The sequence below is a fragment of the Acidaminococcus sp. AM33-14BH genome, from assembly GCF_003603525.1.
Lineage (GTDB): Bacteria > Bacillota > Negativicutes > Acidaminococcales > Acidaminococcaceae > Acidaminococcus > Acidaminococcus intestini.
Map to the genome: position 1 here is coordinate 112,382 of NZ_QTNG01000001.1, position 24,629 is coordinate 137,010.

Consider the following 24,629-nt stretch of genomic DNA (forward strand, 5'->3'; position numbering starts at 1 on the left):
TTCCTTTTTCACCGGTCCTGAGCGCAGGCTCCTGGAATACAATCAAATATGGCTGTGAGGGAATGGACGGATTTCTTCACAGCTTTTTTGTGCAAAATCATGCAAAAGTGATGCATAAAATTAAGTGACAACAAGAAGAAGCCTTTGTGTTAAAATGAAAGATAGAGTAATCCAACCGTAACCAAGCAAAGGGGGAACGATGATGAAGATCATTATGGGCTGCGATCACGGCGGCTTTGAACTTAAGGAAACCTTGAAGAAGGTCCTCATTGAAAAAGGCTATGAAGTGGAGGACTATGGAATCCATAAACAGGAGCGTGTCGATTATCCGGACTATGCCCAAAAGGTGGGAGAAGCCATTGCCAGCGGCAAAGGGGATCAAGGCATCCTCATCTGCGGCACGGGAATCGGCATGAGCATCGCGGCCAATAAGGTGAAGGGCGTCCGCGCAGCCCTTTGCAATGACTGCTATTCGGCTGCCAAAGCCAGACAGCACAACAATGCCAATGTGCTCTGCATGGGGGCCCGCGTTCTGGGGCCGGGCCTTGCCCAGGAAATCATGGAAGCCTATCTCAATGCTTCCTTCCTTGGCAGCTATCATGAAGGCCGTGTGGAAAAGATCATGGCCCTTGAAAAATAAAAGAGGTCTTGAATGTGAAACTGGAAGAATTGGTACAGGAACTGGAAGAATCCATTGAGGAACTGATCCGCAAGGGAAATGCCAAGGCAGGAAGCGTCCTTGTCATTGGCTGCTCCACGAGTGAAATCTTAGGCAACCGTATTGGTACGGGGGGCAGCCTTAAAGCAGCAAAAGCTTTTTTTGCCGCTGTCCATAAAGTGACCAAAAAGCATAAGATCATGCTGGCGGCCCAGTGCTGCGAGCACCTGAATCGGGCCCTTGTTGTCGAGGAAAAGACCATGGAAAAACTGGGACTCCAGGAAGTGACGGTGCGACCCGTGGAACATGCGGGCGGCGCTTGGGCAACGGCGGCCTATGAGGGCTTTTCCAAACCGGCAGTGGTCCTTGCCATTCGTGCTGACTTGGGGCTTGATATTGGTCAGACCCTGATCGGCATGCACCTTAAACCCGTCGCCGTTCCTGTCCGCCTTTCGCGAAAGAAATTGGGCGAAGCCGTTCTCACGGCGGCCTTTACCCGTCCGCCCCTCATTGGTGGTGCCCGGGCCGTATATCCGGATAAGCACCTGCGCTGACCCTGATACGATGGGGCCCTATTATCCCATTAAAGTGAACAAGATAAAGGAGAAATGAAGATGCAAATCCATGTCGTTGACCATCCCTTGATTAAAGAAAAAATGACCCGTCTCCGAGATAAGAACACGCAGCCAAAGGATTTCAGACAGCTCCTTGACCAAATTGCCCAGCTGCTGCTTTTTGAAGTGACCCGCGATCTGCCTGTCCGTCACAAGAAAGTCACGACACCGCTTGCTGAAACAACGGGCTATGAACTTGATGTATCGGGAATCACGGTGGTGCCGATCCTCCGCGCCGGTCTGGGATTCCTTGATGCGGTCATGGACCTTGTGCCGGAAGCCAAAGTGGGCCATATTGGCCTTACCCGCGACGAGGAAACGCTGCAGCCCATCAAATATTACTGCAAGATGCCTAAAGACAAGGATGCGGAAATCATCCTCATCGACCCCATGCTCGCTACGGGCGGCAGTGCCGAAGCTGCCATTACCATGCTCAAGCAGGATGGCTACAAACATTTTCGCTTTATGTGCCTTGTGGCCGCGCCGGAAGGGGTTGCCCTTGTCAACCGCAGCCATCCGGAAGTGCCCATTTATACGGCAGCCCTTGATGACCATCTGAATGAAAATGGCTATATCGTTCCCGGTCTTGGTGATGCCGGCGACCGCGTCTTTGGTACGCTGGAGTAACCTATGAAAAGACCGGACTGGGACAGTTATTTTATGGAAATCGCTGAGGTGGTTGCCAAGCGCTCCACCTGTCTGCGCCGACAAGTAGGTGCCGTTTTGGTCAAGGACCGGCAGATCCTTGCCACGGGCTACAATGGAACGCCAAAGGGCATCGCCCATTGTGAGGAAGTGGGATGCCTTCGGGAGCAGCTCCATGTCCCCAGCGGTCAGAACCACGAACTTTGCCGCGGTATCCACGCCGAACAAAATGCCGTCATCCAGGCGGCTGTAAACGGCGTGTCCACCAAAGGCGCGACGCTGTACTGCACGCATCAGCCCTGTGTTGTCTGCTCCAAGATCCTCATCAATGCCGGGATTGAGCGCATCGTCTATGCCCATCCGTATCCTGACCGGTTGGCACAGGAGATGCTGGCAAGCGATAAGCAACTGACCTTGGAAGAATTCAAACCGAAAAAAGACGAGTAAAAGCAAAAAGCCTCCACCAAAAGGTGGAGGCTTTTTCTTTGTCAGAGGGCATCAAAAAATTTCCTCCCAAGGGCTGTCTCATTGATCCTGATTTCAAAAAGAGCAGAGGCTCACTAGATCCAACTAATCCCTAAGAACCCTAACCTGAACCAGCGCTTACGTTCGGTTTAGGGGTTAGTTTATCATCTTTTGCCTTCCGTTCTTTCTTCCATTTGCCTTTTATCAATTCGGGTCAGATGGCTCCTTTTGTGAGGAACCCCGCTTCCAACGACGGCAGCGGACCTGAGCGCCAGCAATCCCACTGGTATAGCGCCGTGGGAGTTGATGCGCGAAGGTTCTTTGAAGCGGCGCTCCCAAAAGTAAATGAGCGACGCGTGAGTTTCCTTACGGCCAGAGGCCGGTACGTTGAGGAGATTGAGGCCCGTGGGAGACAAAGTAGATGGGCCCTATGGAATGAAGATCGCAAAAAGCTTCCGCTTTGATAAGCTGGGCGCTGGAGGGGATGACACAAGGTTGGGAAAGGAAGCGCCCAGGCGTATGCTATCCCCAAACGTGGGAAGGTTCATCGTACAATAGGCTATGAGGAGGCCATTGTTTCCATAAAATCTTTTTTAAGCAATGGACTCGCGTACTTCATCAAATGAGCCCGATTTTTGGACTGAGTAAAAATTAAAGCCGTTCCAATAGCCAATCCACATTATCTGTATCATATTCAATCTGTTCGGACCAGCGGCGCAGGGCTTCTTCAAGGTTGCCGTGAAGGGCTGTTTCCATGAAGATGAAGTCCGTGCTGCGCCGGGCATAGGCGCGGACCGCATCAAGGCCGTAGGCTTCGACTTTATCAAGCTGACGGTAAAAAATAAATTGATAGATCCGGTCAAAGGAAATGGGGTCATAGGTCTTTTCATAGGAAGCCACTTTTTCCAGTAAGGCGGGGATCATGCCCTGCAGGCTGCGGATCTCTTCCGTCCATGCTTCATCAATGGGTTCGGTAATCATGAGGTCAGCCAAGATGCTTTGACAGGATTTGCTGCTGAAAAGCGGGGCATAGTGGGTCAGGCTTTCCGGCAGGGAAAAGCCCATGAAGTCCAAAAGTTCCTTGAAGGTATAGATAAAAGCTGTGTCTTCTTCCGTAAAGGTAAGCGGTTCGTGAGGGGCCAAAAGAAGCTCGCATGAGGCTTCGCAGCAAAGGCCCGTGCCGCAGAGAATAAATTCATCGACATAGGTGAAAAAGCGGGGATGGACTGTGCAGATGTCACAGAGCTTATCTTCCCCCAGCGCTGTAATTACTTCACAAAGTCCGTCCGTCCGCAGAAGGGCGCAGAAGCCCTTATCGGTTAATTTGAAATGCCAGCCGTCAGGACCTTTTTCCATATGGTCTTGGATTTTTTTGCCCAGGGGCGTCTTAAGGCCGCGGTAGTAGTCTGCTGTATCGTCATCAATATCGATTTCCCATTTTTGGCAGCATGTATGGCGGCAGGCACCAGCCTTGCAATGGAAATCATTGAAACCTTGGGGCAGGATGGAAATCATGGAATTCGCCTCGAATGCGTAGGATCCTTCTATTATACATCGCTGCCTCCCTTTGGCGGAGAAAAAACTCTTTTTTCCTGTAAAAATGGGCGCAGCTGCCAGAGAAAGAAACAAAAAATTGAAATCTACCAATTTTTTATGGTAGAATAAACAATAGTGAGATTTTGGGGGGAAAGTGCGCCATCCTGTGTTTTCCCCTTGTCCACAGGGCGCCGCTTTTGGCGCCTGAAGCTAAAAAAGGTTGAGGGGATTTTGATGATAACAAGAACACTTGATGCCAAACTGGCCGCAGCGGCAAAGTCCTTCCCGTATAAGACGAGAGAAGGCGGTGCGACGGTCACGGTCTTTGTACCTTATGACTGCAAGAACAACTGCCCGTTCTGCGTCAATAAGGAAGAATATGCAGACTGCACGGGCTTTTCCCTGGAAGCCATCAAAAAAAGCATGGAAACGATGGACCGTCTGACGCCGTATTGTGATTTTGTCTTTACAGGCGGTGAACCGTTGGCCAATCTCGAAAGTCTGCAGCAGATGCTCGATAAGGTCTCATTGACGCACAAGGTCTATATCAATACGACCCTGCCCGTGTCCCAGACCCAGACCGAGGAAGAAATCCTGGCTTTTTTGGAGCGGAACAAGCAGAAGATTACCTGTCTTAACATTTCGCGCCATATGCAGCATTTCGTCCAGGAATCCAATGATTCCCTTCTGGAAAAGCTGCCTGTCCGTTTCCGGATCAACTGCGTCCTTTATAAGAACTATCCGAAGGAGCAGCTTGTACCCTTTATGGAACGCTTCCGTAAGGTCCATGCGCCGAGCATCCAGTTCCGTTTCGACTATACGGAAACAACGCCGGAAAACCTCTATGACAGGCAGGGGGACAAGATTCTCCAGGATCTTAGGAAAGTGGCTCGGTATACTGGCCTTGACGGCTGCCGCATGCGCTGCGGGTTCCACTTTACGTACAAGGACCTGGAACTTGTCTACCATAAGACGCTGCCCTACAGCACGATCTTTGAAAAAGACAGCGATGGTCGGGACTGCGCCATTTTGTACGACATCCTCATCAAACAGACGGGACGGATCGATTCGGACTGGGATGGAACCGTCCTTGACGTGGAAAAATACAGCCGCGTGACATTTGAACCTTATGACCTCAAATGGCTGGAAAAGGTCGCTGAACCAGGAGCCAAGGCGGCTGCGGCCCTGAATTTTTCTCCTGTGACGTGTTCCCTTTCGTAAGGGATAAAGGAGGTGGAATGATGTCAACAAAAACCGTGTATCGTGTGGCTGTCATCGGCGGCGATGGGATTGGACCGGAGGTCCTGCGGGAAGGGCAAAAGGCCCTTGCTGCCGTGGCTCAAAAAGACGGTCGTTTTTCCTTCGAATTTACGGAATTTCCCTGGGGCTGTGAATACTACCTAAAGACGGGAAAGATGATGCCTGAGGACGGCATCGAGACGCTGAGCCATTTTGATGCCATCTATTTGGGCGCGGTGGGCTATCCCGGTGTTCCGGACCATATTTCCCTCCGTGACCTGCTTCTGCGCATCCGTCACGATTTTGATCAGTATGTCAACCTGCGCCCTGTCAAGCTTCTTAAAGGTGCACCCTGCCCGCTAGTGGGGATTACGGAAAACGATATCGACATGGTCTTTATCCGGGAAAACAGCGAAGGAGAGTACGCTGGTTCCGGAGCTTGGCTCTATCCGGGCACGCCGCGGGAAACAGTCATCCAGAACGGGGTCTTCTCCCGCTTTGGGACAGAGCGCATCATGCGCTATGCCTATGAACTGGCTAAAAAGGAACACCGCAGCCTCACCAGCATCAGTAAGGGCAATGCCCTCAATTATTCCATGGTTTTCTGGGACCAGATCTTTGCGGAACTGGGAAAGGAATATCCCGAAGTGGAAACCCATTCCTATCTGGTCGATGCAGCGAGCATGTTCATGGTCAAAGATCCCAAACGGTACCAAGTGGTGGTCTGCTCCAATCTGTTTGGGGACATCCTGACTGACCTTGGCGCCGCCATTTCAGGCGGCATGGGCCTTGCTGCCGGGGCAAACCTCAATCCTGAAAGAACCTATCCATCCATGTTTGAGCCCATCCACGGAAGCGCACCGGATATTGCCGGTACGGGAAAGGCCAATCCCTTGGCTTCCATTTGGTCTGCCAGCCAGATGCTTGATTTCTTCGGCCACCCTGAATGGGGTCGCCGGCTTCTTGCAATCATCGAAGCCATGCTCGTAGAAAAAACAATTCTCACGCCTGACATGGGCGGTACGGCCACGACAAGTGAAGTGGGTGACGAGGTCGTCAAAAGAATTGAAGAAGCGTAATTGACTCCTTCAGCAAAAGTGTTCCTGGAATCCCTTTTCAGGCACTTTTGCTTTTTTGTAGGAATCCAGCAGGAAAGTAGAAAGGAAGGCAAGAATATGAAATTAGAAGATGTGAGAAAAGAAATCGATGCCCTTGATCCCCAGATCAAGACACTCATCCTGCGCCGTATGGACTGCTCTTTGGAAGTGGCCAAGGCAAAGCAGGCGGCAGGGGAGACCACAATCTATCGGAGGGACCGGGAAAAGGCCATCTTGGACCGTTTGGGGGCGGATGTTCCAGCTGACCGTCTGCCGGAATACCTTGCCGTGGTGCGGAAAATCATGGAAACAAGCCGCATGTTTCAATATGGCCTGCTCTTTGATTGGAATCCGGATCTTTTCAAGGAACTTTCTGCCGGCATTGACACGACTCCCGGCGGCTGGCGCGTCAAGATTCGTCTGACCCGTCCGGACGAGCCCAACGCCATGAGCAGCATCCTCAGCATGGTAGGTGATTATGGCTTCAACATGCAGTATATGGAACTCATGTCCTTCAACGAAGGGACCCACTCCGTGACCTTTGACCTCACCATCTTGGGAGACTTGTCCGATACGGCCATGCAGAAGCTCCTTTTCCAGCTTTCCAAGGAAAGTGAAGGGTTTGTCATTCTCCAGAATGACCGGAAGGACGGTGCCGCCAAATGACGAAACAGACGAAGGACCTCGTTTGGATGATCGTGTCGCTGGCCGCTGGCTTTGCGGTCTCGCGCCTTACCCCGACGCCGCCCCTTACGCAGGAAGGACTCGCTGTTTTGGGCGTCTTTTTGTCATCGCTCATGATGTGGATCACCATTTCCATTGATTGGCCGAGCCTCATTACCCTGTTTCTTTTGGGCCTGTTGCCTCATTTTGGATTTCCCGCTGTTTTTCGGGGCGCCTTTGGAAATGTGACGGTTGCGTTCCTGCTCTTTACTTTTGTTCTCGTTTATCCGCTGTCAAAGACGTTTTTTGTCCGGCGCTGCGCTGTGGCTTTTGTCACGAACCGCTTTGCCCGGAAAGGCCCTTGGTGCTTTGTCTCTTTCCTCTTATTTTCCGTGACCTTCATGGGACTTTTCATCAGCCCATCTGTCCTTTTTGTGGCCTTTATGCCATTTTTGGAGGATATCTATGAAGTGCTTCAAATAAAGAAAAAGAGCCAGACTGGCAATATGCTCATGCTGGGGACGGCTTTCTGCATCAGCCTTTCGTCGGGCATGACTGCCATTGGACATGTCTGGCCAACCCTTGCCATTGGCTATTACAAAGCGGCTGCGGGGATTGAGGTGAACCAGTTTCAGTATATGGCTGTCGGCATCCCGACGGGGCTGGTCCTTGTCCTTTCCCTCATTGCCGTTTTCCGCTATATCTATCGCCCCAGTGATCTTGCGCAGATGGACCTAAGAAAAGCGATGGAACTGAAAACCCTCGTTCCCAAGACAAGCCGCAGGGAAGTCATGATCCTTGCCGTCATGGCGCTGACCGTCATCCTGTGGGTGGGACCGAGCCTATTGCGTGGCGTGAGCCCTTGGCTTTATAAGAGCCTCAGCCGCTATACGACGGCCATGCCGCCCCTTTTGGGCTGCATCCTCCTTTTTATCCTCCGGGAAAACGGGGAGCCGCTCCTAAGCTTCAAGGAAGCTGTTTCCAACGGGATCCTTTGGGCGGCTATCCTCATGACCGGGGCTGCCACTATGCTGGGGTCGGCCCTGACCAACCAGGAGATGGGCATCAAGGAATGGCTGAGCACTATGTTGGGCCCTGTAGCCGCTTCACTTCCTGCAGAAGGCATCATTCTCTTCTTCTTTGCTTGGTGCATCCTTGAAACGAATTTTTCATCGAATATCGTTACGACGACTGTGGTCAGTGCCGTGGCCCTTTCGGTCCTGCAGGCCCTGCCGCAGGGAACGGTGGCCGTTGGTGCCGTCGTCTGCCTCATTGGGTTTGGAGCTGGGATCTGCAACATGACGCCTGCCGGTCAGTCGACCATCAATACCGTGGCCATCAGCTCGGGCTGGACAACGGCTCGGGATATGTTTATTTGGGGCGGTATCTTTTCCCTTCTGGCCCTTCTGGCGATGGCCTTTGTTGGTTATCCCTTGGGCGTCCTCATCATTGGCTAGTAAAAAAGCTGTGAAACAAGCGTGTTCTTGCTTCACAGCTTTTCCTTTTTACAGGGCTGCCCCTTATTTGTTCTTTTCCCGCCGCGCCCGCTTTGCTTCTTCCCGTTTGCGGATTTTTTCCTTGTGCTTCAAGGACTTGGCACTGGTCCGTTTCTCAATGAACTCGTGCGGTTCCGGTGCGTCGTCTTGGCCATGCTTTACTTTGTAGTAGATGACAAAGGCTGCAAGGGCGACCATGGGGAGGGCGCCCAAGATGGCGCGGGAAATGTCATTGCGCGTAATGACGAGGAGGTTCCATAAGATGACCACAAGGGGCGTCAGCGTCCATTGGGCAATCTTTGACTTAGTCCCTGAAGCCCCGAAAAAACGGAGGCAGAATCCGTAGACCAAAAAGGCGACGGAAAAGGACATAAGGGAAAGGAGAAGAATAAAAATAAAAAGTTCCACAGTGACACCTCAATCAATCAGTTTTCAGCCATCATTATACACGATGGTCGGAGAAAAGAAAATTTTTCCTTTTTTAGAAAAAAAGCTTGGAATTTTGATGATAATCAAATAAGAAGATCATGAGATGGGAAAGAAGGGACTAATGAGAAACAAATTGAGCATAATATAAGGTTAATAGAGACAGTTTACCTCTATTGTGTAACTTTTGTCATATATTTTCTTATAGGAAAAATTTTTCTCACAATACGGTAAAAATAAAAGGGTTCCCAAAACGAAGGGCGAATAAGGACAATAAGGATAAGAATAGCAGATCACTTGGAGGTGGTTATATGTTTGAGAAGATCCTGGTCCCTGTTGATGGGTCTGAAACGAGTTGGAAAGCCATGGAAGAAGCAAAGAAACTGGCCGAAGCATTCCGTGGGGAAATGGTTGTTGTCAATGTCATTCAACCCTATAACAATGCTGCACTCTTGGTTGTGCCCTTAGATCAGGCCACCATCAGCCAAGGTAATGAAGAACTGACAAAGATCGGCAACAGCGTCCTTGAAACGGCCAAGGAAAAAATGCAGGACTTCAAGGGCAAAAAAGAATTCCTTCTTGAAGTCGGTCATCCGTCCGAGAGGATCATTGCTGTCAGCAAGGAAAAGGCCTGCACGTCCATTGTCATCGGCAGCCGCGGCCTGTCCGGCATTGCCGAATTCTTCCTGGGCAGCGTCAGTTCCAAGGTTTCCCAGTATGCTTCGGTGCCGGTCCTCATCGTAAAATAAGGACTGCGGCCCGCGTATTTATGGAGGTGAGTTTCCTATGATGAAAAAGATCCTGGTTCCCATTGATGGGTCCGATATTTCCCTGCGTGCCATGAATTTTGCCATTGAGTTGGGGAAACATTTTGCAAGTGAGATTGTTGTCCTCAATGTGGATATTCCCTACGACCTGAGCCGTATCAAACCGGCTGTGAAGGATAAGGACGGCAACGAGATTGAATCGGCCCGCCTGACCCCGCTTGAACTGGCACAGCGGGAGGCAGGAAAATCAGGCTATGACAGGATCACCTTCAAGAAATATGTCGATATCGATCCGGCGGAAAAAATCTGCGAAGTGGCAGAGACCCTTGACACGGACCTCATCGTCATGGGCAATCGCGGAATGGGCGTCCTTGCCGGATTCTTCCTGGGCAGTGTCAGCACAAAGGTTTCCCAAAGTGCCCATTGTCCGGTGACCATCGTCAAATAGCAGGTATGGTACCTGACGCTAGGAATAGGGAGGTTCCCCTAAGGTAAGGAGGTAGAGGTGTATGTTCAAGAAGATCTTAGTTCCTGTTGATGGTTCCTCGACGAGCTGGAGAGCCCTTGAAACGGCAAAGGATCTGGCTGCGAAGTATGACGGTGAGCTCATTGTAGCTCATATCGTCCAGACTTACAGCAGTGCCGATCTTTATATCAACAGCTTGGACCAGACGGCTGTTGCTGCAGAAAATGACCAGTTGACCCGTATTGGCAGCAGTGTTCTTGACACGGCAAGAACCAAGATGGAAGGCTTTACGGGCAAGGTCGACTATCTCATGGATGTGGGCCATGCCTCGGACCGGATTATTGAACTCAGCAAGGACAAACATGCAGATGCCATCGTCATCGGAAGCCGTGGCCTGTCCGGCATCGCTGAATTTTTCTTGGGCAGCGTCAGCTCCCGCGTGGCGCAGTACGCCGCTGTCCCTGTCCTTATCGTGAAATAGGCAGAGGAAAGAAAAGACGCCGTAACTAGGGGGTGGTCTTATGTTCAAGAAATTCCTCGTTCCGATTGATGGTTCCCAAACCAGTTTCCGTGCTCTTGAAACGGCGGCGGATATGGCAAAGGCTGTGGGCGGTGAACTCATTGTCATCCATGTGGTGCCGAGCAATAAAGTCAACCAGCTCATTGTCGTTGGCAATAAGCCCGTCAAGGATACGAGCGTGAAACCAACCCAGATTGGTAAGATGGTCCTTGATACGGCAAAGGACAAACTGAAGGATTTTGCTGGTGCAGCCGAGTTCGACATGGAATTTGGCGACGCCGCTGAAATGGCCGTTACCGTGGCTAGGGAAAAAGGTGCCGATGCCATTGTCATCGGTAAACGCGGTCTGTCAGGCGTGGAGGAATTCCTCCTGGGCAGCGTGAGCAGCAAGGTGGCCCAGCTGTCGCCCGTACCGGTGATCATCGTCAAATAGCACAAGGGAACCTGTGGCAGCAGCTGCAGGTTCCTTTTTTGGAACCTGCGGGAAGATTGACATTCCCCGCGCTCCTTGGTAAAATAAACTATATATGTAAAAAGCGTTGAACGGGAGGAGTAGGGGGCCCTTTCCTTTTAAGAGAAGATGCGGCCGGTGCAAGCATCTAGGAAAATCCCTTGAAGTCGCCCGGGAGCTGGCGTGCTGAACCAAAGTAAGCCCGCCCGTTTGGCTCGTTACGTCCTCAAGTTGCCCAAGCAATTGGGAAAATAGGTGGTACCGCGACCGAACTCGTCCTATCTGATGGGACGGGTTTATTTTTTTTACAGGCTAAGGAGGCTTTTGGAAGTATGGCAGAAGAAAACAACATCCCCAAGGTCTATGACCCGGCGGCAGTGGAAAAGAAATGGTATACATATTGGGTGGAACATGGCTTTTTCCATCAACCCGTCGATAAGAGCCGGAAACCCTTCAGTGTGGTCATTCCGCCGCCCAACATCACCGGTAAGCTCCACATGGGGCATGCCCTTGATAATACCCTGCAGGACATCCTCGTGCGCTGGCATCGTATGATGGGGGACAATACCTGCTGGCTTCCCGGGTATGACCACGCGGGACTTGCCACGCAGATCAAAGTGGAAGAGGAACTGAAAAAGAAGGAAAACCTCACTCGCTATGACCTGGGCCGTGAAAAATTCCTGGAACGGGTCTGGCAGTGGAAGGAAGAATATGGCGACCGCATCGTGACTCAGCTCAAGAGCCTGGGCATTTCCTGCGACTGGGACCGTCAGCGCTTTACCATGGATGAAGGACTTTCCCGTGCTGTCCGTGAGGCCTTTGTCAGCCTCTATGAAAAAGGCCTCATCTATAAGGGAACGCGCATCATCAATTGGTGCGTCAACTGCCGTACGGCCCTGTCTGACGTTGAAGTGGAACACCAGGATGACGAGGGCCATCTGTGGTATGTGAATTATCCCATCGAAGGGGAAGCCGGGCGCTATCTCCAAATTGCCACGAGCCGTCCGGAAACCATTCCCGGCGATACGGCCGTTGCCGTAAACCCCAAGGATGAACGCTATAAGGACCTTGTGGGAAAACAGGTTCGCCTTCCCATCATGGACCGCCTTATCCCCATTGTGGCCGACGAATACGTTGACCTTGAATTTGGTACGGGCGCCGTAAAGATTACGCCGGCCCATGACCCCAACGACTATGAAGTGGGGCAGCGCCAGAAGCTGCCCAGTCTGACGGTCATCGGTCTTGACGGCAAGATGACGGCGGACGCCGGCAAATACGAAGGGGAAGACCGTTACGAATGCCGCAAGCATATCGTCCAGGACCTGAAGGACTTGGGTCTTCTCGTCAAGATCGAAGACGCGCCCCATGCTGTCGGTCACTGCCAGCGCTGCCACCACGTCGTGGAACCCCTCATTTCCACGCAGTGGTTTGTCAAAATGAAACCCCTCGTGAAGGCCGCCGTGGAATGCGTTGAAGACGGGCGCATCCAGTTTGTGCCGAACCGTTTCACGAAGACCTATACGAACTGGATGGACAACATCCATGACTGGTGCATTTCCCGCCAGATCTGGTGGGGTCACCGTATCCCTGTGTGGTACTGTGACGACTGCGGAAAGCAGATGGCGTCCCGGACGGATTTGACGGAATGCCCGCACTGCCACAGCCACAACATCCATCAGGATGAAGATGCCCTTGATACCTGGTTCAGTTCCGGTCTATGGCCTTTTTCCACCTTTGGCTGGCCGGACAAGACGGACGAACTGCAGCAGTTTTATCCGACGAGCGTCCTGGTGACGGGCTATGACATCATTTTCTTCTGGGTTGCCCGCATGATCACCATGGGCATGGAATTTATGAAGGAAATTCCCTTTAAGCATGTCTTCATCCATGGTCTTGTCCGCGATGAACAGGGCCGGAAGATGAGTAAATCCCTGGGTAACGGCATTGACCCCTTGGAAGTTGTTGACAAATATGGAGCCGATACGCTGCGCTTCATGCTCATTACAGGCAATACGCCGGGCAACGATATGCGTTTTTATTGGAACCGCATCGAAGCAACGCGAAACTTTGCCAATAAGATCTGGAACGCGTCGCGCTTTGCCCTCATGAACCTCGATGGGTATGATGCTTCGGCTAAACGGGCGCCTCTGACCCTTGCTGACCGCTGGATCCTGTCCCGCCTGCAGCACACCATCAAGGACGTTTCAAGCTTCCTCGAAAAATTTGAACTCGGAGAAGCCGGCCGCCTCATCTACGATTTCATTTGGGGTGAAGTCTGTGACTGGTACATCGAACTTATCAAACCCCGCCTTTATGATAAGGAGCATCCGGAAGAACGGTCAACGGCCCAATTCGTCCTCTGCCGCGTCCTGGGCGATGCCATGAAGCTGCTGCATCCTTATATGCCGTTCATTACGGAAGAAATCTGGCAGCATCTGCCCCATGAAGGGGAGAGCATCATGATTGCGCCGTGGCCTGTGGCGGATGAATCCCTCATGGATGAAAGCGTGGAAAGCGGAATGACGGTCATGATGGATGCCATCAAAGCCATCCGCAACATGCGGGCCGAAGTAAACGCTGCCCCTGGGAAGAAAGCGCCGGCCACGATCTTGGTGGAACCTGCTTTCCGCAGCGTCTTTGAAGGCCATCCGGAATACGTCGAACGCTTGGGCACGGTGGACACGCTGACATTGGGCGATATCAATGACGAAGCGCCGGAAAACGCCATGACAGCCGTTGTGACAGGCGCCAAGGTCTATCTGCCCCTTAAGGGTCTCATTGACGTGGAAAAGGAAATGAAGCGGCTGACGAAGGAACTTGACGGGGCCAAAAAGGAACTGTCCCGCATTGAGGGCAAGCTTTCCAATGAAGGGTTTCTCGCCAAAGCTCCGGAAGCGGTCGTGGAAAAGGAAAAAGCGAAGAAAGAAGACGTCAAGGCGCGTCTTACCGCCCTTGAAGACCAACTGAAGGAACTTCAGAAACTCCAGTAACCTCAATCTGGGTCCGGGCAGGAAAAGCCTGCTCTGGCCTTCTGGCGCGGTCCTTGCCTTAATGGGACCGGAGGAGAATCATGAACTACAACGAAGCGATGCAGTATATCGAAAGTCTTGGTAAATTTGGCATCCATCTCGGTATGGAACGCATCACGGGCCTTGTGGAACTCTTGGATCACCCGGAACGCAAGATCCGGACCATCCATATAACGGGAACCAACGGGAAGGGGAGCGTGGCTTCCTACCTGTCCCATATCCTCACGGCTTCGGGGAAAAAGACGGCGTGCTATACGTCGCCCCACTTTGTTAAATATAATGAGCGTATGTCCATCGACGGCGTTGATATTTCCGATGAGGATTTTGCTGCCGTGACGGAAGAAACCAAGGCTGCTGTCGATACATTCCTCAAAAATGGTGGCGAACAGCCGACCCAGTTTGAAGTCATTACCGCCATGGCCTTCCTTTATTTTGCCAAGGAAAAGGTGGATTATGCCGTCATCGAAGTCGGCATGGGCGGCCTTTGGGATTCGACGAACGTCATTGTGCCAGAGCTTTCCGTCATTACGAACGTTACCTTGGAGCATACGGACCGGCTGGGAAAGACCATTGAAGCCATTGCGGAACAAAAGGCCGGCATCATCAAGGATCACGTTCCTGTTGTGACCGCCGCTGACGGCAGTGCCCTTGAAGTCATTCGGGTCACAAGTGAAGAAAAATCGGCACCTCTTTATGTCTATGGTGAGGATTTTTCCGCAACCCTGCTTGCTGGATCCATGCAGGAACAGCTCTTCCTCTATCCGTTTCATTCCGGTGAGCGGGAAGTTACCATCCATCTTGCCGGCGCCCATCAGATCGTGAATGCTGCCGTGGCCCTTAAAGCCGCGGAAGTGCTGGCAAAAAAGGACCCTGCCATTACAGAAAAGAAGATTCTCAAGGGCATGGATCTCACGACCTGGCCAGGCCGCATGGAACTTATCCATGAACGGCCCGACGTGATCCTGGACGGGGCCCATAATCCTTCCGGCGTGACGGTTCTGCGGCGGGCCCTTGATACCTATTATCCCCATGGCCATCGTTATTTCATCTTTGGCATGATGGGGGATAAGGATGTAAGCGAAGTGGCCCAGATCCTCTTCCGGGATACGGATACGATCTATACCGTTCTTGCTGATAACGGCACGCGGGCCGAAAAGCCCGATGTCCTTGCCCGTCGCCTACATAAAAAGGCCATTCCTATGGATGATCTCAAGACTGCTTTCGAAACGGCGGTCCATGAGGCCGGACCGGATGATGTGGTCCTTGTCTGCGGCTCCCTTTATCTTGTGGGCACCTTCAAGGCAAAGGGCCTCTCAGAGGATTTCCTATGACACATAAACAAATCTTTCCCGAATCTTGGAACCTGAACCAGATCCTTTACGGACTCCTTGTGGCGTATGTTTTCCTTCTGCCGATCCATCTGAATCTTGCCATTGGCCTGTTTCTCGTCATGGTGGTGCTCAATTTTGCGAATATCCTAAAGACGGGACAGTTCTGGCCCAAGGTGACGGTTCCCAAAAAGATCAGCCGCCCCTTATGGGCGCTCTTTCTCCTATCTGCTGTGAGTGTTTGTTGGTCCCAGGAGCCTTTTTTAAGCGCCTATAACTGGATTGTTGTGGTAGGACTCAAGGCCGGTTCATTCTATTTTGTCCTGCGTTACGGCAGTACGGGCCGGCGGTCCCTGTTTCTTGTCAAGGTCTTTATGGTCTCGGCCGGTCTGGTGGCGCTTTACGGCATCTATCAGTACTTTTTTGGTGTCATTGCCATCCAGGATGCGGAATGGATCGATCACGCCGCGTTCCCGCTCATGACCAAACGGGCTGTCTCAACGTTGGAAAACCCCAATATCCTCGCCAGTTTCCTTGTCATGACCGCGGCCTACAGTGAAGGCCTCTTTGCTCCCTTGAAAGGCGGCAAGAGAAGGGCCTCCCTTGCAGTGATCTTTCTTCTTGCCATTACTTGTCTGATCCTCACGTTCTCCCGCGGCAATTGGATTGCCCTATTCTTTGTCCTCTTTGTCTTTGCCGGCGCTTTTTACCACAAAGCGTTCCTGCCTTTCATCGGTGGGGGACTAGGGGTCCTGTGGATTGGCTGGGACCGTTTGTCGGCCCGCATCATGTCCATCTTTTCCATCAAGGATACATCGGCAGAGCTGCGTCTGATGTACATGGACAGTGCGACCTCCATGATTGAGGAGCATCCTTTTGGCGTGGGCTGGTACGGCTATCAATTTGCCTTCCCTGACTATAATTTCGGTTATGTGGATCCCAGCGTCATCATGTACCATAGCCACAATCTTTTGACCAACATTGCGGCCGAGCTGGGCATTCCGGGCCTTGCCCTTTTCCTGTACATCATGTATCAGTTGGCGGTCCTTGCCCGCAGCATCCGGCATCGTGAGGCAGAGCCCTGGATCCGCGGCCTTGCCTGCGGTTATATTGCGTCCCTTGTAGGCATCTTTGTCGCAGGGATGACGGATTATACCTTGTTTAATCTGCAGCTGGGCATATATTTCTGGATCTTCAATGCGATGATCATTGCCCTTGGATTTTTGACCAAGGATGAAGCCAAAGTGTAACAAATAAAAAGAAGAACCTGTAAGAACGCTGACATTTCGTTTTTACAGGTTCTTTTTATGTTCAGGGAAATGAATAATCGAAAAGGCTGAAACGAGGGGATAAGGCAAGGGACCCTTTTATACTGAAAAGAAAAGAGGCTGCAAACTTAGGTCCTAATGTCTTATAAAAAAAGCCGCCCCTAAGGGAGCGGCTTTTCAGCATACAGATTATTTAAATTCGTAAGGTTTTACTTTGCGGACAACATCCATGATGGAGCCGTCACGGGCTTCGATGATACCGACAACGCGGTCATCAAACTGGACGGGGTCGGGTTCGCCAACCATGGCGTAAGCTTTGTCGCGAAGCTCTTCAATGGTGCAGATCGGCAGATCGCAGTCTTTGGCAGCTTCAATGATGTCCGTACGTTTCGGGTTGATGGCAATGCCGTAATCGGTGACAACAACGTCAACGGTCTCACCCGGCGTCGTGATGGTCGTGCATTCCGTGCAGATTGCAGGGCTGCGGCCTTGAAGCAGAGGCGCAATGACGATGGTGCATTTAGCACCGGCAGCCGTATCCGGATGACCGCCCTGTGCCCCGGTGATGACACCGTCGGAGCCGACAACAACGTTGACATTGAATTTCGTATCAACTTCAAGGGCACCGAGGATGACAAAGTCCAGTTTATTGACGTAAGCGCCCTTGTTGAAGGGGTCAGCATACTGGCTCGTCGTGATTTCATAATGGTTCGGGTTCGTCTTGATGTCTTCAATGGCAGCCGTATCAAAATCCTGCGTATCAGCAATCTTGTCGATGAGGCCTTCATGCTGCAGTTCGCAGATCGGCTGAGCGATACCGCCCATGGCTACGCCAATCTTGATGCCATCTTTTCTCAGATGGTCAGCCAGGTATTTGGTGGAAGCAATGGAAGCCCCGCCAACACCGGTCTGGTAGATGAAACCATCTTTGTACCAAGGCATATAGGTCATAAAATCAGCCGCGTATTTGGCCATGAGGAGCTTTCTTTGGTCCGTTGTCGGTTTGGCAGCCCCCGTAGCAATCTTGCTGGGATCGCCAATGGCGTCAACTTTGACAACGTAGTCAACGTTCGTCATGTCAATGGAAGCAGGAACGTTGGGGAAGGGAACGAGCGTATCGGTGACAACGACAACTTTGTCAGCATACTGGGCATCTACGGCTGCATAGCCGAGAACACCGCAGTCACTGCCGTTAGCGCTGCCGAAAGCCCGGCAGTTGCCCATATCATCGGCACAAGGAGCACCAATGAAGGCAATGTCAACATGGACTTCACCAGATTCGATGGCACGGACACGGCCGCCGTGACCGCGCATGATGGCAAGGCCTTTCAGTTTGCCGTTGGAAATGGCTTCACCAATCTTGCCGCGCACGCCGGAAGCCTGGATGTTCGTGATGGTGCCATCTTCGATCATCGGGACAATCGGGGTCTGGGCCTTACCCAGGGAAGTCGCGCAAATGGTCAGGTCTTTGATGCCCATCTTGTGGACGGCTTCCATGACCATGTTGACAACATAGTCCCCTTCACGGAAATGATGATGGAAGGAGAGGGTCATGCCATCTTTGATGCCGCATTTTTTCAGGACATCTTCAATGGAATCGACAACTTTGCTGTAACTCGGGTCAATTACAGGTGCAACCGTATGGGTGGCAGCCTGATAAGCAACGAGGTGTTTGGAGAAGCTTCCCTGGAACGGTTCCTTACCGGTTGCTTTCAGGATTTCCTCTGGAATTTCTCTACCTACTGCATTCTTCATATTATAAATCCCCCTTATAAACACCGGCAGCTTTTGCCAGGGCGATCGTTCTTTTTGCGCCATCATAGAAAGCTACGTCAAGCATCTTGCCGTTCAGGGTGAATACGCCAATCCCCATCGCCTTCTTGGTGTCGATTTCGCGGACAACGGCTTCAGCCCAACGAATCTGTTTTTCGTTCGGCGTGAAGACTTCGTGGCAGACCGGAATCTGACGCGGGTTGATGATGGATTTGCCGTCAAAGCCCATGGTCTTGATCATTTCGACATCCTTGCGGAAGCCTTCCATGTCATCCAGGTCGGTATAGACCGTATCAAAGCACATACGGCCCGTAGCGCGTGCAGCAATGACCATCTGCTGACGGGCGCCCATGAGTTCGACACCGGTCTTGGAAATGGAGGTCTGCAGGTCACGGGTGTAGTCGCCGCCGGAAAGGGCTACACCAAAAAGACGGTCAGAAGCCTGGCAGATATCGTAGACGTTGAGGATCCCCTTCGTCGATTCGATAGCGGCCATGATGAGGGTAGAACCCACTTTCTTATGGAATTCCTTTTCAGCAGCCGTGATGGCTTCTTCTACGAGTTTAACATCTTGAGCGGATTCCGTTTTGGAAATACGAATTGTATCGGCCCCGCCAGCTACGCAGACGCGGATATCTTCCTTCCAGTGCGGAGTTTCCAGGCCGTTGATACGGACAACGCGTTCGCAGCCATGATAATCGATTTCCTTCAGGGCATGGAACAGGGAATAGCGGGCGGCATCCTTTTGGTTTTCAGCCACGGCGTCTTCCAGGTCAAGCATGATGGAATCGGGTTTATATACATACGGGTCTTTGATGAGGCTCGGTTTTTGAGCGTTCAAGAACATCATGGATCTTCTGAGACGCTTGAAGTTGGGGTTCGTATTGATCACTGCCATATTATAAGACCTCCCAAGGATTCGGCGTATCCGGATCATCATTGATGGAGCGGAAAACGGCGCCTTCTACACGTGCTTTCAGCGTGCAGTCGAGTGCACCTTTGTCAACTACGGAAACCTTAGCGTTTTTAACATCGAGTTTCTTCAGGGTTTCCAAGACAACAGCCTTGATCTGTCTGCCATACTGTTGGATGACACTGCTTTCAATATTGAGTTCGATGCCATTCGTACCGGGTTCAACGGTGATTTGGGCATCGGAGGACTCAACGGTGCCAGCCATGGCTGCCTTCTTTAATTCCATGAAAATTCCTCCTTCATTTCTAGAAAAGAACTGTTTACAGTCTTACACCTTGATAGTAGCACAGGAAAAATTGGAAAACTAATATAAATAATGGTATAATGACCATAAGTCGAATCTTATTATATTGTCAAACCCCGCATCCCTTGTGGGTTGGCCCGATTGACATTGTTTTCTTAATTGACGTGAAATTAAGAAACATTCTGAATACGGGACCAAATGATGTTAAATGAGATGCATTTCTCCTGCCGGAACCAAGCAAAAGCAAAGCCCTAAGAGGGCTTTTTTAGAGCACGGAGAAATGATCCATCCTAACCTGTACAGGAGAAGCAAAGAATGGGACTTAACTTGAAGCACGCGCAGTATATCATGGAAATCATCAAGGAAGGCAGCATCACCAATGCCTCCAAGACCATGCATGTTTCACAGCCGGCCCTGAGCCAGACCATCAAGGCTGTGGAAAAATATCTTGGTGCACCGATCTTTCTTCGCAATACTAAACCCATCGTGCTTACAGAAGCGGGGAAAAAGTATATTGCGGCCGTAAAAAAGATCATTACCATCAGTACGAACCTGCTTCATGAAGTCTCGGACATCCAATATGAAGGGTACGGCACCCTGCGTCTGGGAATCCCTATTCAGCGGGCAATGCAGATGCTGCCCCGGGTCATGCCCGTATTCCGCCAGCGCTATCCCCACATCAAACTGGAAATCAAGGAAGCAGGGAGCAACATTACGGAAAAATCCGTCCTCAACGGCGATGTCGATATTGCCATCATGACGACGTCACCGGGAAACGACGAACTCATTTACGAACTTGTCGAGACCGAAGACGTCGTACTGGTCGCCAACAAGCTGACCATGCTGGCCCAGCGCATCGATCCCGGTGTGCCCATCCATATTACGGAAGCAAAGAATGAAGACTTTATTTCCATCACAGAAGGGCATAACGTCCGTAAGGTCCAGGATACCCTTTTTGACGTATACGACATCAAACCTCATTTGGTCCTTGAAACCAGCAGCATCGAAGTGGGGAAGCGGCTTGTCAGCACCATGGATGCTGTCTTTATCTGTCCGGATGTCTATTTGGACCATTATTTTATGGAGCAGGGTGACTGTGTCCTTTATCCGCTCCTGGGCGTTGCCAATAAGCGCTACTGCTATGTCTGCACGAGAAAAGACGCGTACCTGAGCCCCTATGCCCGGGCCTTTATCGAACTCATCAGGACCCTTGGGAAAAAAGAAAGGATCAATCCGACGAATGAAAAATAAACTCACTGTACCTCCGGAACTTCGCGTGGAAGTCCCCGATATGCTGCGGGCTCGGGACGGTCGGGCCTTGGCTCAGCGGAAGCTCCTCGAGCGGTTCCACAAACCGCTGCTGTTTTTTACGATGAACATCCCTGGACCGCAGAAGGTGTCGCCCCTTATCCGTATAGGGTTTGAAGAAGGCGTACGCCGTCTGGAAAAGGCCCTTGTAGGAGCAGGGATTCCCATCCTTTTTCATAAAGTCATCGATTATAAGACCGGCTATGAAAAATACTATGTCCTCGACGGGGCCGCTGGGACCGTGAAAGACATTGCGGCACGCCTTGAAAATGAGGACCGTTTGGGCCGTCTTTTTGATATGGATGTCCTTGATACCAACGGACGGAAGCTGTCGCGGGAGGAACTTGGCCTTCCTGAGCGGCGCTGCTTTGTCTGCAGTGAGCCCGCCAAAGGCTGTGCCCGGAGCCGCAAACACAGCCTGCCCGTCCTGATCCGTAATGTGGAGCGGATCCTAACCGATTTCGTCCTTTCCCATACCCGGGATTCCATGAAAGAAGCCCTTTTGGGAGAAGTGGCAGCAACCCCCAAACCGGGTCTGGTGGACCTTGACAATCCTGGTGCTCATGATGATATGGACCAGGAAACCTTCAAAAAAAGCACGGAAGCAATCCTGCCCCATCTCCTCAGCATGGCCGAAACGGGATGGAACTTTGCGGGAAGTGGTGAGGCGCTCTTTCGTACCCTGCGCCCCATGGGGGCTGCCGCGGAAAAGGCCATGTTCCGGGCTACGGGAAACGTCAATACCCATAAAGGCATCATCTTTTCTTTAGGAACGGTCTCTGCCTTTACGCTGCGGGCCCTGAAGCGGGACCATAGGGTCAAAGGCGAAACCATCCTTAAGGAAGTAGGGGAGACCGTGACGCCCATCCTTGAAGAAGACTTCCGCAAGATCGATCCCTATCATCCCCACACCCATGGGGAAGTCCTTTACATAAAGGAAGGCTGCCGCGGGATCCGCGGGGAAGCGATGGATGGGTTCCCCGCTGTTTCATCCATTGGCCTGCCGGCTTTACGGGAACTCTTTACTGAAAAAAAGGGGACCAATGAGATTTATATTGAAACCCTCCTGCGCCTCATGGCTGGCGTGGAAGACACGAATATCCTCAGTCGGAGCGACCGGCAAACCCTATACTATGCTCAACAGGCAGCCCAGGACATTCTACAAAAGGGCGGGGCCTTTACGGAAGAAGGACTTGCTGCCGTATGGAAGCTCAACGATGATTTTGTGGCCCGTCACATCAGTCCTGGCGGCTGTGCGGACCTGCTCATCCTATCCATCTTCCTTTACCGTATGGAGTCTCTTTTTCAAGGGCTGTCGACCTAACCGGCAAACTTCAACCATATGAGCTGATCCCCAAAGAAGGGGGTCAGCTTTTTTTGGAAGAACGCTTAGATAGGGCGCTTATCCATGCCGCTTTTGACAGCGGCGTGTTATGGAAAAACAGCTAAAACATGAGGACCCCCTTGACGCTCTTATTCTTGATTTCTTGGATGCCAAAAAAGGGGACGGGAAAATGAAGAAAAAAAAGAAAATGACTGAAAATAAAAGGTTAGATATCCCTAATTTTAAAATTTTCTTAAAATAACTTAAATTCGATAAATAAGAGCGAAACCCGAAACACCTGATTCTTCCTAGGGAAATAGACATAACATAAGGATAAGCTTATAGAAAATATTTCAAATCTTATATTAGTTTTCAAGTTTGTCATATGCTATTCTCTTCTCAGAGGAAAGATGAAGGGCGTACTGTTTCAAACGATACTTTCCGATCGCTTGACAGTAAGAAATTATCCTACAATTCATAAAACGGCCCCCGAGACATCGCCCGGTTTCTAGGACCTAAAGAATCTTAAGGAGGTTGTATCATGTTTTTGGGTGTTGTTGGCTTTGCGATGATTGTCATCATCGTCGCGGCACTGATTCGTTCCAAATCGAACCCTGTGCCTCTGTTTGTTATTGTACCGGTCATTGCCGCATTGATCTGCGGGTTCACGCCGGCACAGATCTTTGAATTCGTCAAGGCTGGTGTTGGTAAGACCTGGTCCACGGCAGTTCTGTTCATTTTCTCCATCGTTTACTTCTCCATGATGGGGGATATGGGTCTTTTCGATCCGATGGTTAACTGGCTCGTCAAGAAAGCGGGCTCCAACATCGTCATGGTTACGGTTGCAACGAGCCTCATCGCTGTTATCTCCCACCTTGACGGCGCCCTTGCTTCCACGCTGCTCATCACCATCCCGGCTATGCTGCCGATCTACAAGAAACTTCACATGCGCCCCGTTGTGCTCGTCTGCATTATCGGTGCTGCCATGTCTATCATGAACCTGCTTCCTTGGGGCGGTCCTGTCGCTCGTACGGGCGTTGTCCTCAATGCTGACGTCAACGTTCTGTGGCAGGAACTCATTCCTCTTCAGGGCGTAGGCCTTGTTATCCTCGTTGCCTTTGCCGCCTACATGGGCGTCATGGAAAAACGCCGCGGTGCTGGCCTTGTTCCGACGGGCAAAGCCGCTGAACTTTCTGAAGAAAACTCCAACAGCAGCGATGACTCTTTGAGTGATGCGGATAAGGAATTCATGGCTCGTCCAAAGATGATTTGGTTCAACGGACTGTTGACCCTCTTTGTTATCGGCCTGCTCTGCTTCACTAAGATTCCGATGTATGCCGCCTTCATGTTTGGCCTTGCCATTGCGCTGATTGCCAACTTCCATTCTGCAGCCGATCAGGCTCGTGCCATTAAAATGCACGCTGCCACGGCACTGACCATGCCGATGATCCTTCTTGCTTCCGGTGTCTTCCTGGGCGTTCTGTCCAAGACCGGTATGATGAAGGAAATGGCCAAAATGCTCATTGTTCTCGTTCCGACGGCACTGGGCGGTCACCTGCAGGATATCTTCGGTATCTTTGCTGTGCCTATCGGCATGATGCTCGGTACGGACTCCTACTTCTTTGGTCTGCTGCCGCTGGCTATCGGCGTTGGTCAGCAGTTCGGTGTTGATCCCCATGATATGGCTATGGCCATGCTCATTGGTAAGAACTACGGCGTTCTCGTTACCCCGCATGCTGCAACGACCTTCCTCGCCTGCGGTCTTGCTGGGATCGAAATCAAGGAACTCCTGAAGTTCTGTGCTCCGAGACTGTGGGTCCTGTCCTGGATTTCCCTTCTTTGCGGTGCCCTTCTCGGCCTGTTCCACATCTAACCTAACAGTAAAAAACTCCTCTTCCTGCGGGAAGGGGAGTTTTTTTGTTGGCTGCAGCCATGGCTGCGCTGCTGTCAAGCTTTGATTTTGAGTCAGAGCAAGCATCGTGCCGCTGGAGGGCAGTGTTGTGTTGTAAAAGTAACCCCGCTAAGGAAAAAAGAACCAAACATGCGGCACCAAACCGCCCTCAGGGAGGGCACCGAATTGATTTTTTGGTCACACGGTCCTACTGCCAAATCGCTTCGCGGTGTCTTGCGATTCACGGCTTTGAACCATCGAAAAATGTGCCTTGCTCCTGCTCGTAAGGCAAAAGACCCAAAAACATAAGCCTGCAAGTAAGCCCTACCCCGAACATCAGCGCAGATTCGGGGTAGGGCTCTTACATTTTACCTATTTTTTGCAAGTGGTTGATGGCAGAAAAGGCAGAAAGATAGCGATACCTTCCGGAACGACACGCCTTCGTGTT

Annotated in this window: 24 protein-coding genes and 1 other annotated feature; of the genes, 19 read left to right on the top strand and 5 right to left on the bottom strand. The window is 51.4% G+C overall.

The window, feature by feature from the left end; all coding sequences use genetic code 11:
- Nucleotides 1-202 precede the first annotated feature (202 nt).
- Genes rpiB through DW817_RS00600 form a run of 4 tightly spaced genes read left to right on the top strand, consistent with a single transcriptional unit; the run spans nucleotide 203 to nucleotide 2,364 of the window.
- Complete coding sequence (rpiB, locus tag DW817_RS00585) at nucleotides 203-640, top strand: ribose 5-phosphate isomerase B (RefSeq protein ID WP_016459704.1); 438 nt, start codon at nucleotides 203-205, stop codon at nucleotides 638-640.
- A gap of 14 nt (nucleotides 641-654) precedes the next feature.
- Nucleotides 655-1,212: a TIGR01440 family protein gene (locus tag DW817_RS00590; protein WP_021737056.1), complete on the top strand. Its 558-nt coding sequence runs from the start codon at nucleotides 655-657 to the stop codon at nucleotides 1,210-1,212.
- A 60-nt stretch (nucleotides 1,213-1,272) separates the two neighbouring features.
- A complete protein-coding gene (gene upp, locus DW817_RS00595; RefSeq protein WP_009015482.1) occupies nucleotides 1,273-1,899 on the top strand; it encodes a uracil phosphoribosyltransferase in 627 nt (208 codons plus the stop codon).
- Between the two features lie 3 nt (nucleotides 1,900-1,902).
- A complete protein-coding gene (locus tag DW817_RS00600) occupies nucleotides 1,903-2,364 on the top strand; it encodes a cytidine/deoxycytidylate deaminase family protein (RefSeq protein ID WP_009015481.1) in 462 nt (153 codons plus the stop codon).
- A 669-nt stretch (nucleotides 2,365-3,033) separates the two neighbouring features.
- Here DW817_RS00600 and fliB read toward each other — a convergent pair.
- Nucleotides 3,034-3,897, bottom strand: a complete 864-nt coding sequence (fliB, locus tag DW817_RS00605) for a flagellin lysine-N-methylase (RefSeq protein ID WP_016459703.1) — start codon at nucleotides 3,895-3,897, stop codon at nucleotides 3,034-3,036.
- A 255-nt stretch (nucleotides 3,898-4,152) separates the two neighbouring features.
- Here fliB and DW817_RS00610 point away from each other — a divergent pair, with 255 nt between their 5' ends.
- The 4 genes from DW817_RS00610 to DW817_RS00625 all read left to right on the top strand — a co-directional run bounded on the left by DW817_RS00610 (nucleotide 4,153) and on the right by DW817_RS00625 (nucleotide 8,374).
- Nucleotides 4,153-5,139, top strand: a complete 987-nt coding sequence (locus DW817_RS00610) for a 4Fe-4S cluster-binding domain-containing protein (RefSeq protein ID WP_016459702.1) — start codon at nucleotides 4,153-4,155, stop codon at nucleotides 5,137-5,139.
- 20 nt (nucleotides 5,140-5,159) lie between these two features.
- On the top strand, nucleotides 5,160-6,236 hold the full coding sequence (locus tag DW817_RS00615) for a tartrate dehydrogenase (RefSeq protein WP_035224485.1): 1,077 nt from the start codon (nucleotides 5,160-5,162) through the stop codon (nucleotides 6,234-6,236).
- A 96-nt stretch (nucleotides 6,237-6,332) separates the two neighbouring features.
- Nucleotides 6,333-6,920 (top strand): chorismate mutase, encoded by a 588-nt coding sequence (locus DW817_RS00620; RefSeq protein WP_016459701.1) that lies wholly within the window; start codon nucleotides 6,333-6,335, stop codon nucleotides 6,918-6,920.
- Complete coding sequence (locus DW817_RS00625) at nucleotides 6,917-8,374, top strand: membrane protein (protein WP_021737023.1); 1,458 nt, start codon at nucleotides 6,917-6,919, stop codon at nucleotides 8,372-8,374. The genes DW817_RS00620 and DW817_RS00625 overlap by 4 nt, the downstream gene beginning before the upstream one ends.
- Before the next feature lie 63 nt (nucleotides 8,375-8,437).
- Here DW817_RS00625 and DW817_RS00630 read toward each other — a convergent pair whose 3' ends face one another.
- Entirely contained in the window at nucleotides 8,438-8,821 is a 384-nt protein-coding gene (locus DW817_RS00630) for a hypothetical protein (RefSeq protein WP_021737033.1), read from the bottom strand.
- Nucleotides 8,822-9,150: 329 nt separating this feature from the next.
- Here DW817_RS00630 and DW817_RS00635 point away from each other — a divergent pair, with 329 nt between their 5' ends.
- From DW817_RS00635 to DW817_RS00665, 7 genes are all read left to right on the top strand, one after another.
- Nucleotides 9,151-9,588 (top strand): universal stress protein, encoded by a 438-nt coding sequence (locus DW817_RS00635; protein ID WP_014128211.1) that lies wholly within the window; start codon nucleotides 9,151-9,153, stop codon nucleotides 9,586-9,588.
- 37 nt (nucleotides 9,589-9,625) lie between these two features.
- Nucleotides 9,626-10,054, top strand: a complete 429-nt coding sequence (locus tag DW817_RS00640; RefSeq protein ID WP_120110356.1) for a universal stress protein — start codon at nucleotides 9,626-9,628, stop codon at nucleotides 10,052-10,054.
- Nucleotides 10,055-10,115: 61 nt separating this feature from the next.
- A complete protein-coding gene (locus tag DW817_RS00645; protein ID WP_021737028.1) occupies nucleotides 10,116-10,553 on the top strand; it encodes a universal stress protein in 438 nt (145 codons plus the stop codon).
- A gap of 40 nt (nucleotides 10,554-10,593) precedes the next feature.
- Complete coding sequence (locus DW817_RS00650) at nucleotides 10,594-11,025, top strand: universal stress protein (protein WP_014128212.1); 432 nt, start codon at nucleotides 10,594-10,596, stop codon at nucleotides 11,023-11,025.
- Between the two features lie 97 nt (nucleotides 11,026-11,122).
- Nucleotides 11,123-11,327, top strand: a binding site (T-box leader).
- Nucleotides 11,328-11,375: 48 nt separating this feature from the next.
- Complete coding sequence (locus DW817_RS00655; RefSeq protein WP_120110360.1) at nucleotides 11,376-14,033, top strand: valine--tRNA ligase; 2,658 nt, start codon at nucleotides 11,376-11,378, stop codon at nucleotides 14,031-14,033.
- An 80-nt stretch (nucleotides 14,034-14,113) separates the two neighbouring features.
- Complete coding sequence (locus DW817_RS00660; protein WP_009015472.1) at nucleotides 14,114-15,403, top strand: folylpolyglutamate synthase/dihydrofolate synthase family protein; 1,290 nt, start codon at nucleotides 14,114-14,116, stop codon at nucleotides 15,401-15,403.
- Entirely contained in the window at nucleotides 15,400-16,650 is a 1,251-nt protein-coding gene (locus DW817_RS00665) for an O-antigen ligase (RefSeq protein WP_009015471.1), read from the top strand. Before DW817_RS00660 ends, DW817_RS00665 begins: the two co-directional genes overlap by 4 nt.
- A gap of 207 nt (nucleotides 16,651-16,857) precedes the next feature.
- On the opposite strand, the gene citF is transcribed toward DW817_RS00665, so the two are convergent.
- Genes citF through citD form a run of 3 tightly spaced genes read right to left on the bottom strand, consistent with a single transcriptional unit; the run spans nucleotide 16,858 to nucleotide 19,640 of the window.
- Complete coding sequence (citF, locus tag DW817_RS00670) at nucleotides 16,858-18,423, bottom strand: citrate lyase subunit alpha (protein WP_009015470.1); 1,566 nt, start codon at nucleotides 18,421-18,423, stop codon at nucleotides 16,858-16,860.
- Between the two features lies 1 nt (nucleotide 18,424).
- On the bottom strand, nucleotides 18,425-19,339 hold the full coding sequence (locus DW817_RS00675; protein ID WP_120110364.1) for an aldolase/citrate lyase family protein: 915 nt from the start codon (nucleotides 19,337-19,339) through the stop codon (nucleotides 18,425-18,427).
- Nucleotide 19,340: 1 nt separating this feature from the next.
- Entirely contained in the window at nucleotides 19,341-19,640 is a 300-nt protein-coding gene (citD, locus tag DW817_RS00680) for a citrate lyase acyl carrier protein (protein ID WP_009015468.1), read from the bottom strand.
- 333 nt (nucleotides 19,641-19,973) lie between these two features.
- On the opposite strand from citD, the gene DW817_RS00685 reads away from it, so the two are divergent.
- The 4 genes from DW817_RS00685 (at nucleotide 19,974) to DW817_RS00695 (ending at nucleotide 24,163) form a co-directional block, all read left to right on the top strand.
- Nucleotides 19,974-20,909 (top strand): LysR family transcriptional regulator, encoded by a 936-nt coding sequence (locus tag DW817_RS00685; protein ID WP_009015467.1) that lies wholly within the window; start codon nucleotides 19,974-19,976, stop codon nucleotides 20,907-20,909.
- On the top strand, nucleotides 20,899-22,290 hold the full coding sequence (citG, locus tag DW817_RS00690) for a triphosphoribosyl-dephospho-CoA synthase CitG (RefSeq protein ID WP_120110368.1): 1,392 nt from the start codon (nucleotides 20,899-20,901) through the stop codon (nucleotides 22,288-22,290). The genes DW817_RS00685 and citG overlap by 11 nt, the downstream gene beginning before the upstream one ends.
- 109 nt (nucleotides 22,291-22,399) lie before the next feature.
- Nucleotides 22,400-22,552, top strand: a complete 153-nt coding sequence (locus DW817_RS10570; protein WP_021737052.1) for a hypothetical protein — start codon at nucleotides 22,400-22,402, stop codon at nucleotides 22,550-22,552.
- A gap of 279 nt (nucleotides 22,553-22,831) precedes the next feature.
- A complete protein-coding gene (locus DW817_RS00695; protein ID WP_009015465.1) occupies nucleotides 22,832-24,163 on the top strand; it encodes a CitMHS family transporter in 1,332 nt (443 codons plus the stop codon).
- The last annotated feature ends 466 nt before the right edge of the window (nucleotides 24,164-24,629 follow it).

Bases quoted from the DNA above. Each gene is read 5' to 3' on its own strand.
- DW817_RS00660 (WP_009015472.1), top strand. From the start codon at position 14,114: ATGAACTACAACGAAGCGATGCAGTATATCGAAAGTCTTGGTAAATTT.
- DW817_RS00615 (WP_035224485.1), top strand. From the start codon at position 5,160: ATGTCAACAAAAACCGTGTATCGTGTGGCTGTCATCGGCGGCGATGGG.
- DW817_RS00635 (WP_014128211.1), top strand. From the start codon at position 9,151: ATGTTTGAGAAGATCCTGGTCCCTGTTGATGGGTCTGAAACGAGTTGG.
- DW817_RS00665 (WP_009015471.1), top strand. From the start codon at position 15,400: ATGACACATAAACAAATCTTTCCCGAATCTTGGAACCTGAACCAGATC.
- DW817_RS00650 (WP_014128212.1), top strand. From the start codon at position 10,594: ATGTTCAAGAAATTCCTCGTTCCGATTGATGGTTCCCAAACCAGTTTC.
- DW817_RS00645 (WP_021737028.1), top strand. From the start codon at position 10,116: ATGTTCAAGAAGATCTTAGTTCCTGTTGATGGTTCCTCGACGAGCTGG.
- DW817_RS00685 (WP_009015467.1), top strand. From the start codon at position 19,974: ATGGGACTTAACTTGAAGCACGCGCAGTATATCATGGAAATCATCAAG.
- citG (WP_120110368.1), top strand. From the start codon at position 20,899: ATGAAAAATAAACTCACTGTACCTCCGGAACTTCGCGTGGAAGTCCCC.
- citF (WP_009015470.1), bottom strand. From the start codon at position 18,423: ATGAAGAATGCAGTAGGTAGAGAAATTCCAGAGGAAATCCTGAAAGCA.
- DW817_RS00620 (WP_016459701.1), top strand. From the start codon at position 6,333: ATGAAATTAGAAGATGTGAGAAAAGAAATCGATGCCCTTGATCCCCAG.
- DW817_RS00675 (WP_120110364.1), bottom strand. From the start codon at position 19,339: ATGGCAGTGATCAATACGAACCCCAACTTCAAGCGTCTCAGAAGATCC.
- citD (WP_009015468.1), bottom strand. From the start codon at position 19,640: ATGGAATTAAAGAAGGCAGCCATGGCTGGCACCGTTGAGTCCTCCGAT.
- DW817_RS00695 (WP_009015465.1), top strand. From the start codon at position 22,832: ATGTTTTTGGGTGTTGTTGGCTTTGCGATGATTGTCATCATCGTCGCG.
- DW817_RS00655 (WP_120110360.1), top strand. From the start codon at position 11,376: ATGGCAGAAGAAAACAACATCCCCAAGGTCTATGACCCGGCGGCAGTG.
- DW817_RS00640 (WP_120110356.1), top strand. From the start codon at position 9,626: ATGATGAAAAAGATCCTGGTTCCCATTGATGGGTCCGATATTTCCCTG.
- DW817_RS10570 (WP_021737052.1), top strand. From the start codon at position 22,400: ATGGAAAAACAGCTAAAACATGAGGACCCCCTTGACGCTCTTATTCTT.
- DW817_RS00610 (WP_016459702.1), top strand. From the start codon at position 4,153: ATGATAACAAGAACACTTGATGCCAAACTGGCCGCAGCGGCAAAGTCC.
- DW817_RS00600 (WP_009015481.1), top strand. From the start codon at position 1,903: ATGAAAAGACCGGACTGGGACAGTTATTTTATGGAAATCGCTGAGGTG.
- DW817_RS00625 (WP_021737023.1), top strand. From the start codon at position 6,917: ATGACGAAACAGACGAAGGACCTCGTTTGGATGATCGTGTCGCTGGCC.
- rpiB (WP_016459704.1), top strand. From the start codon at position 203: ATGAAGATCATTATGGGCTGCGATCACGGCGGCTTTGAACTTAAGGAA.
- fliB (WP_016459703.1), bottom strand. From the start codon at position 3,897: ATGATTTCCATCCTGCCCCAAGGTTTCAATGATTTCCATTGCAAGGCT.
- upp (WP_009015482.1), top strand. From the start codon at position 1,273: ATGCAAATCCATGTCGTTGACCATCCCTTGATTAAAGAAAAAATGACC.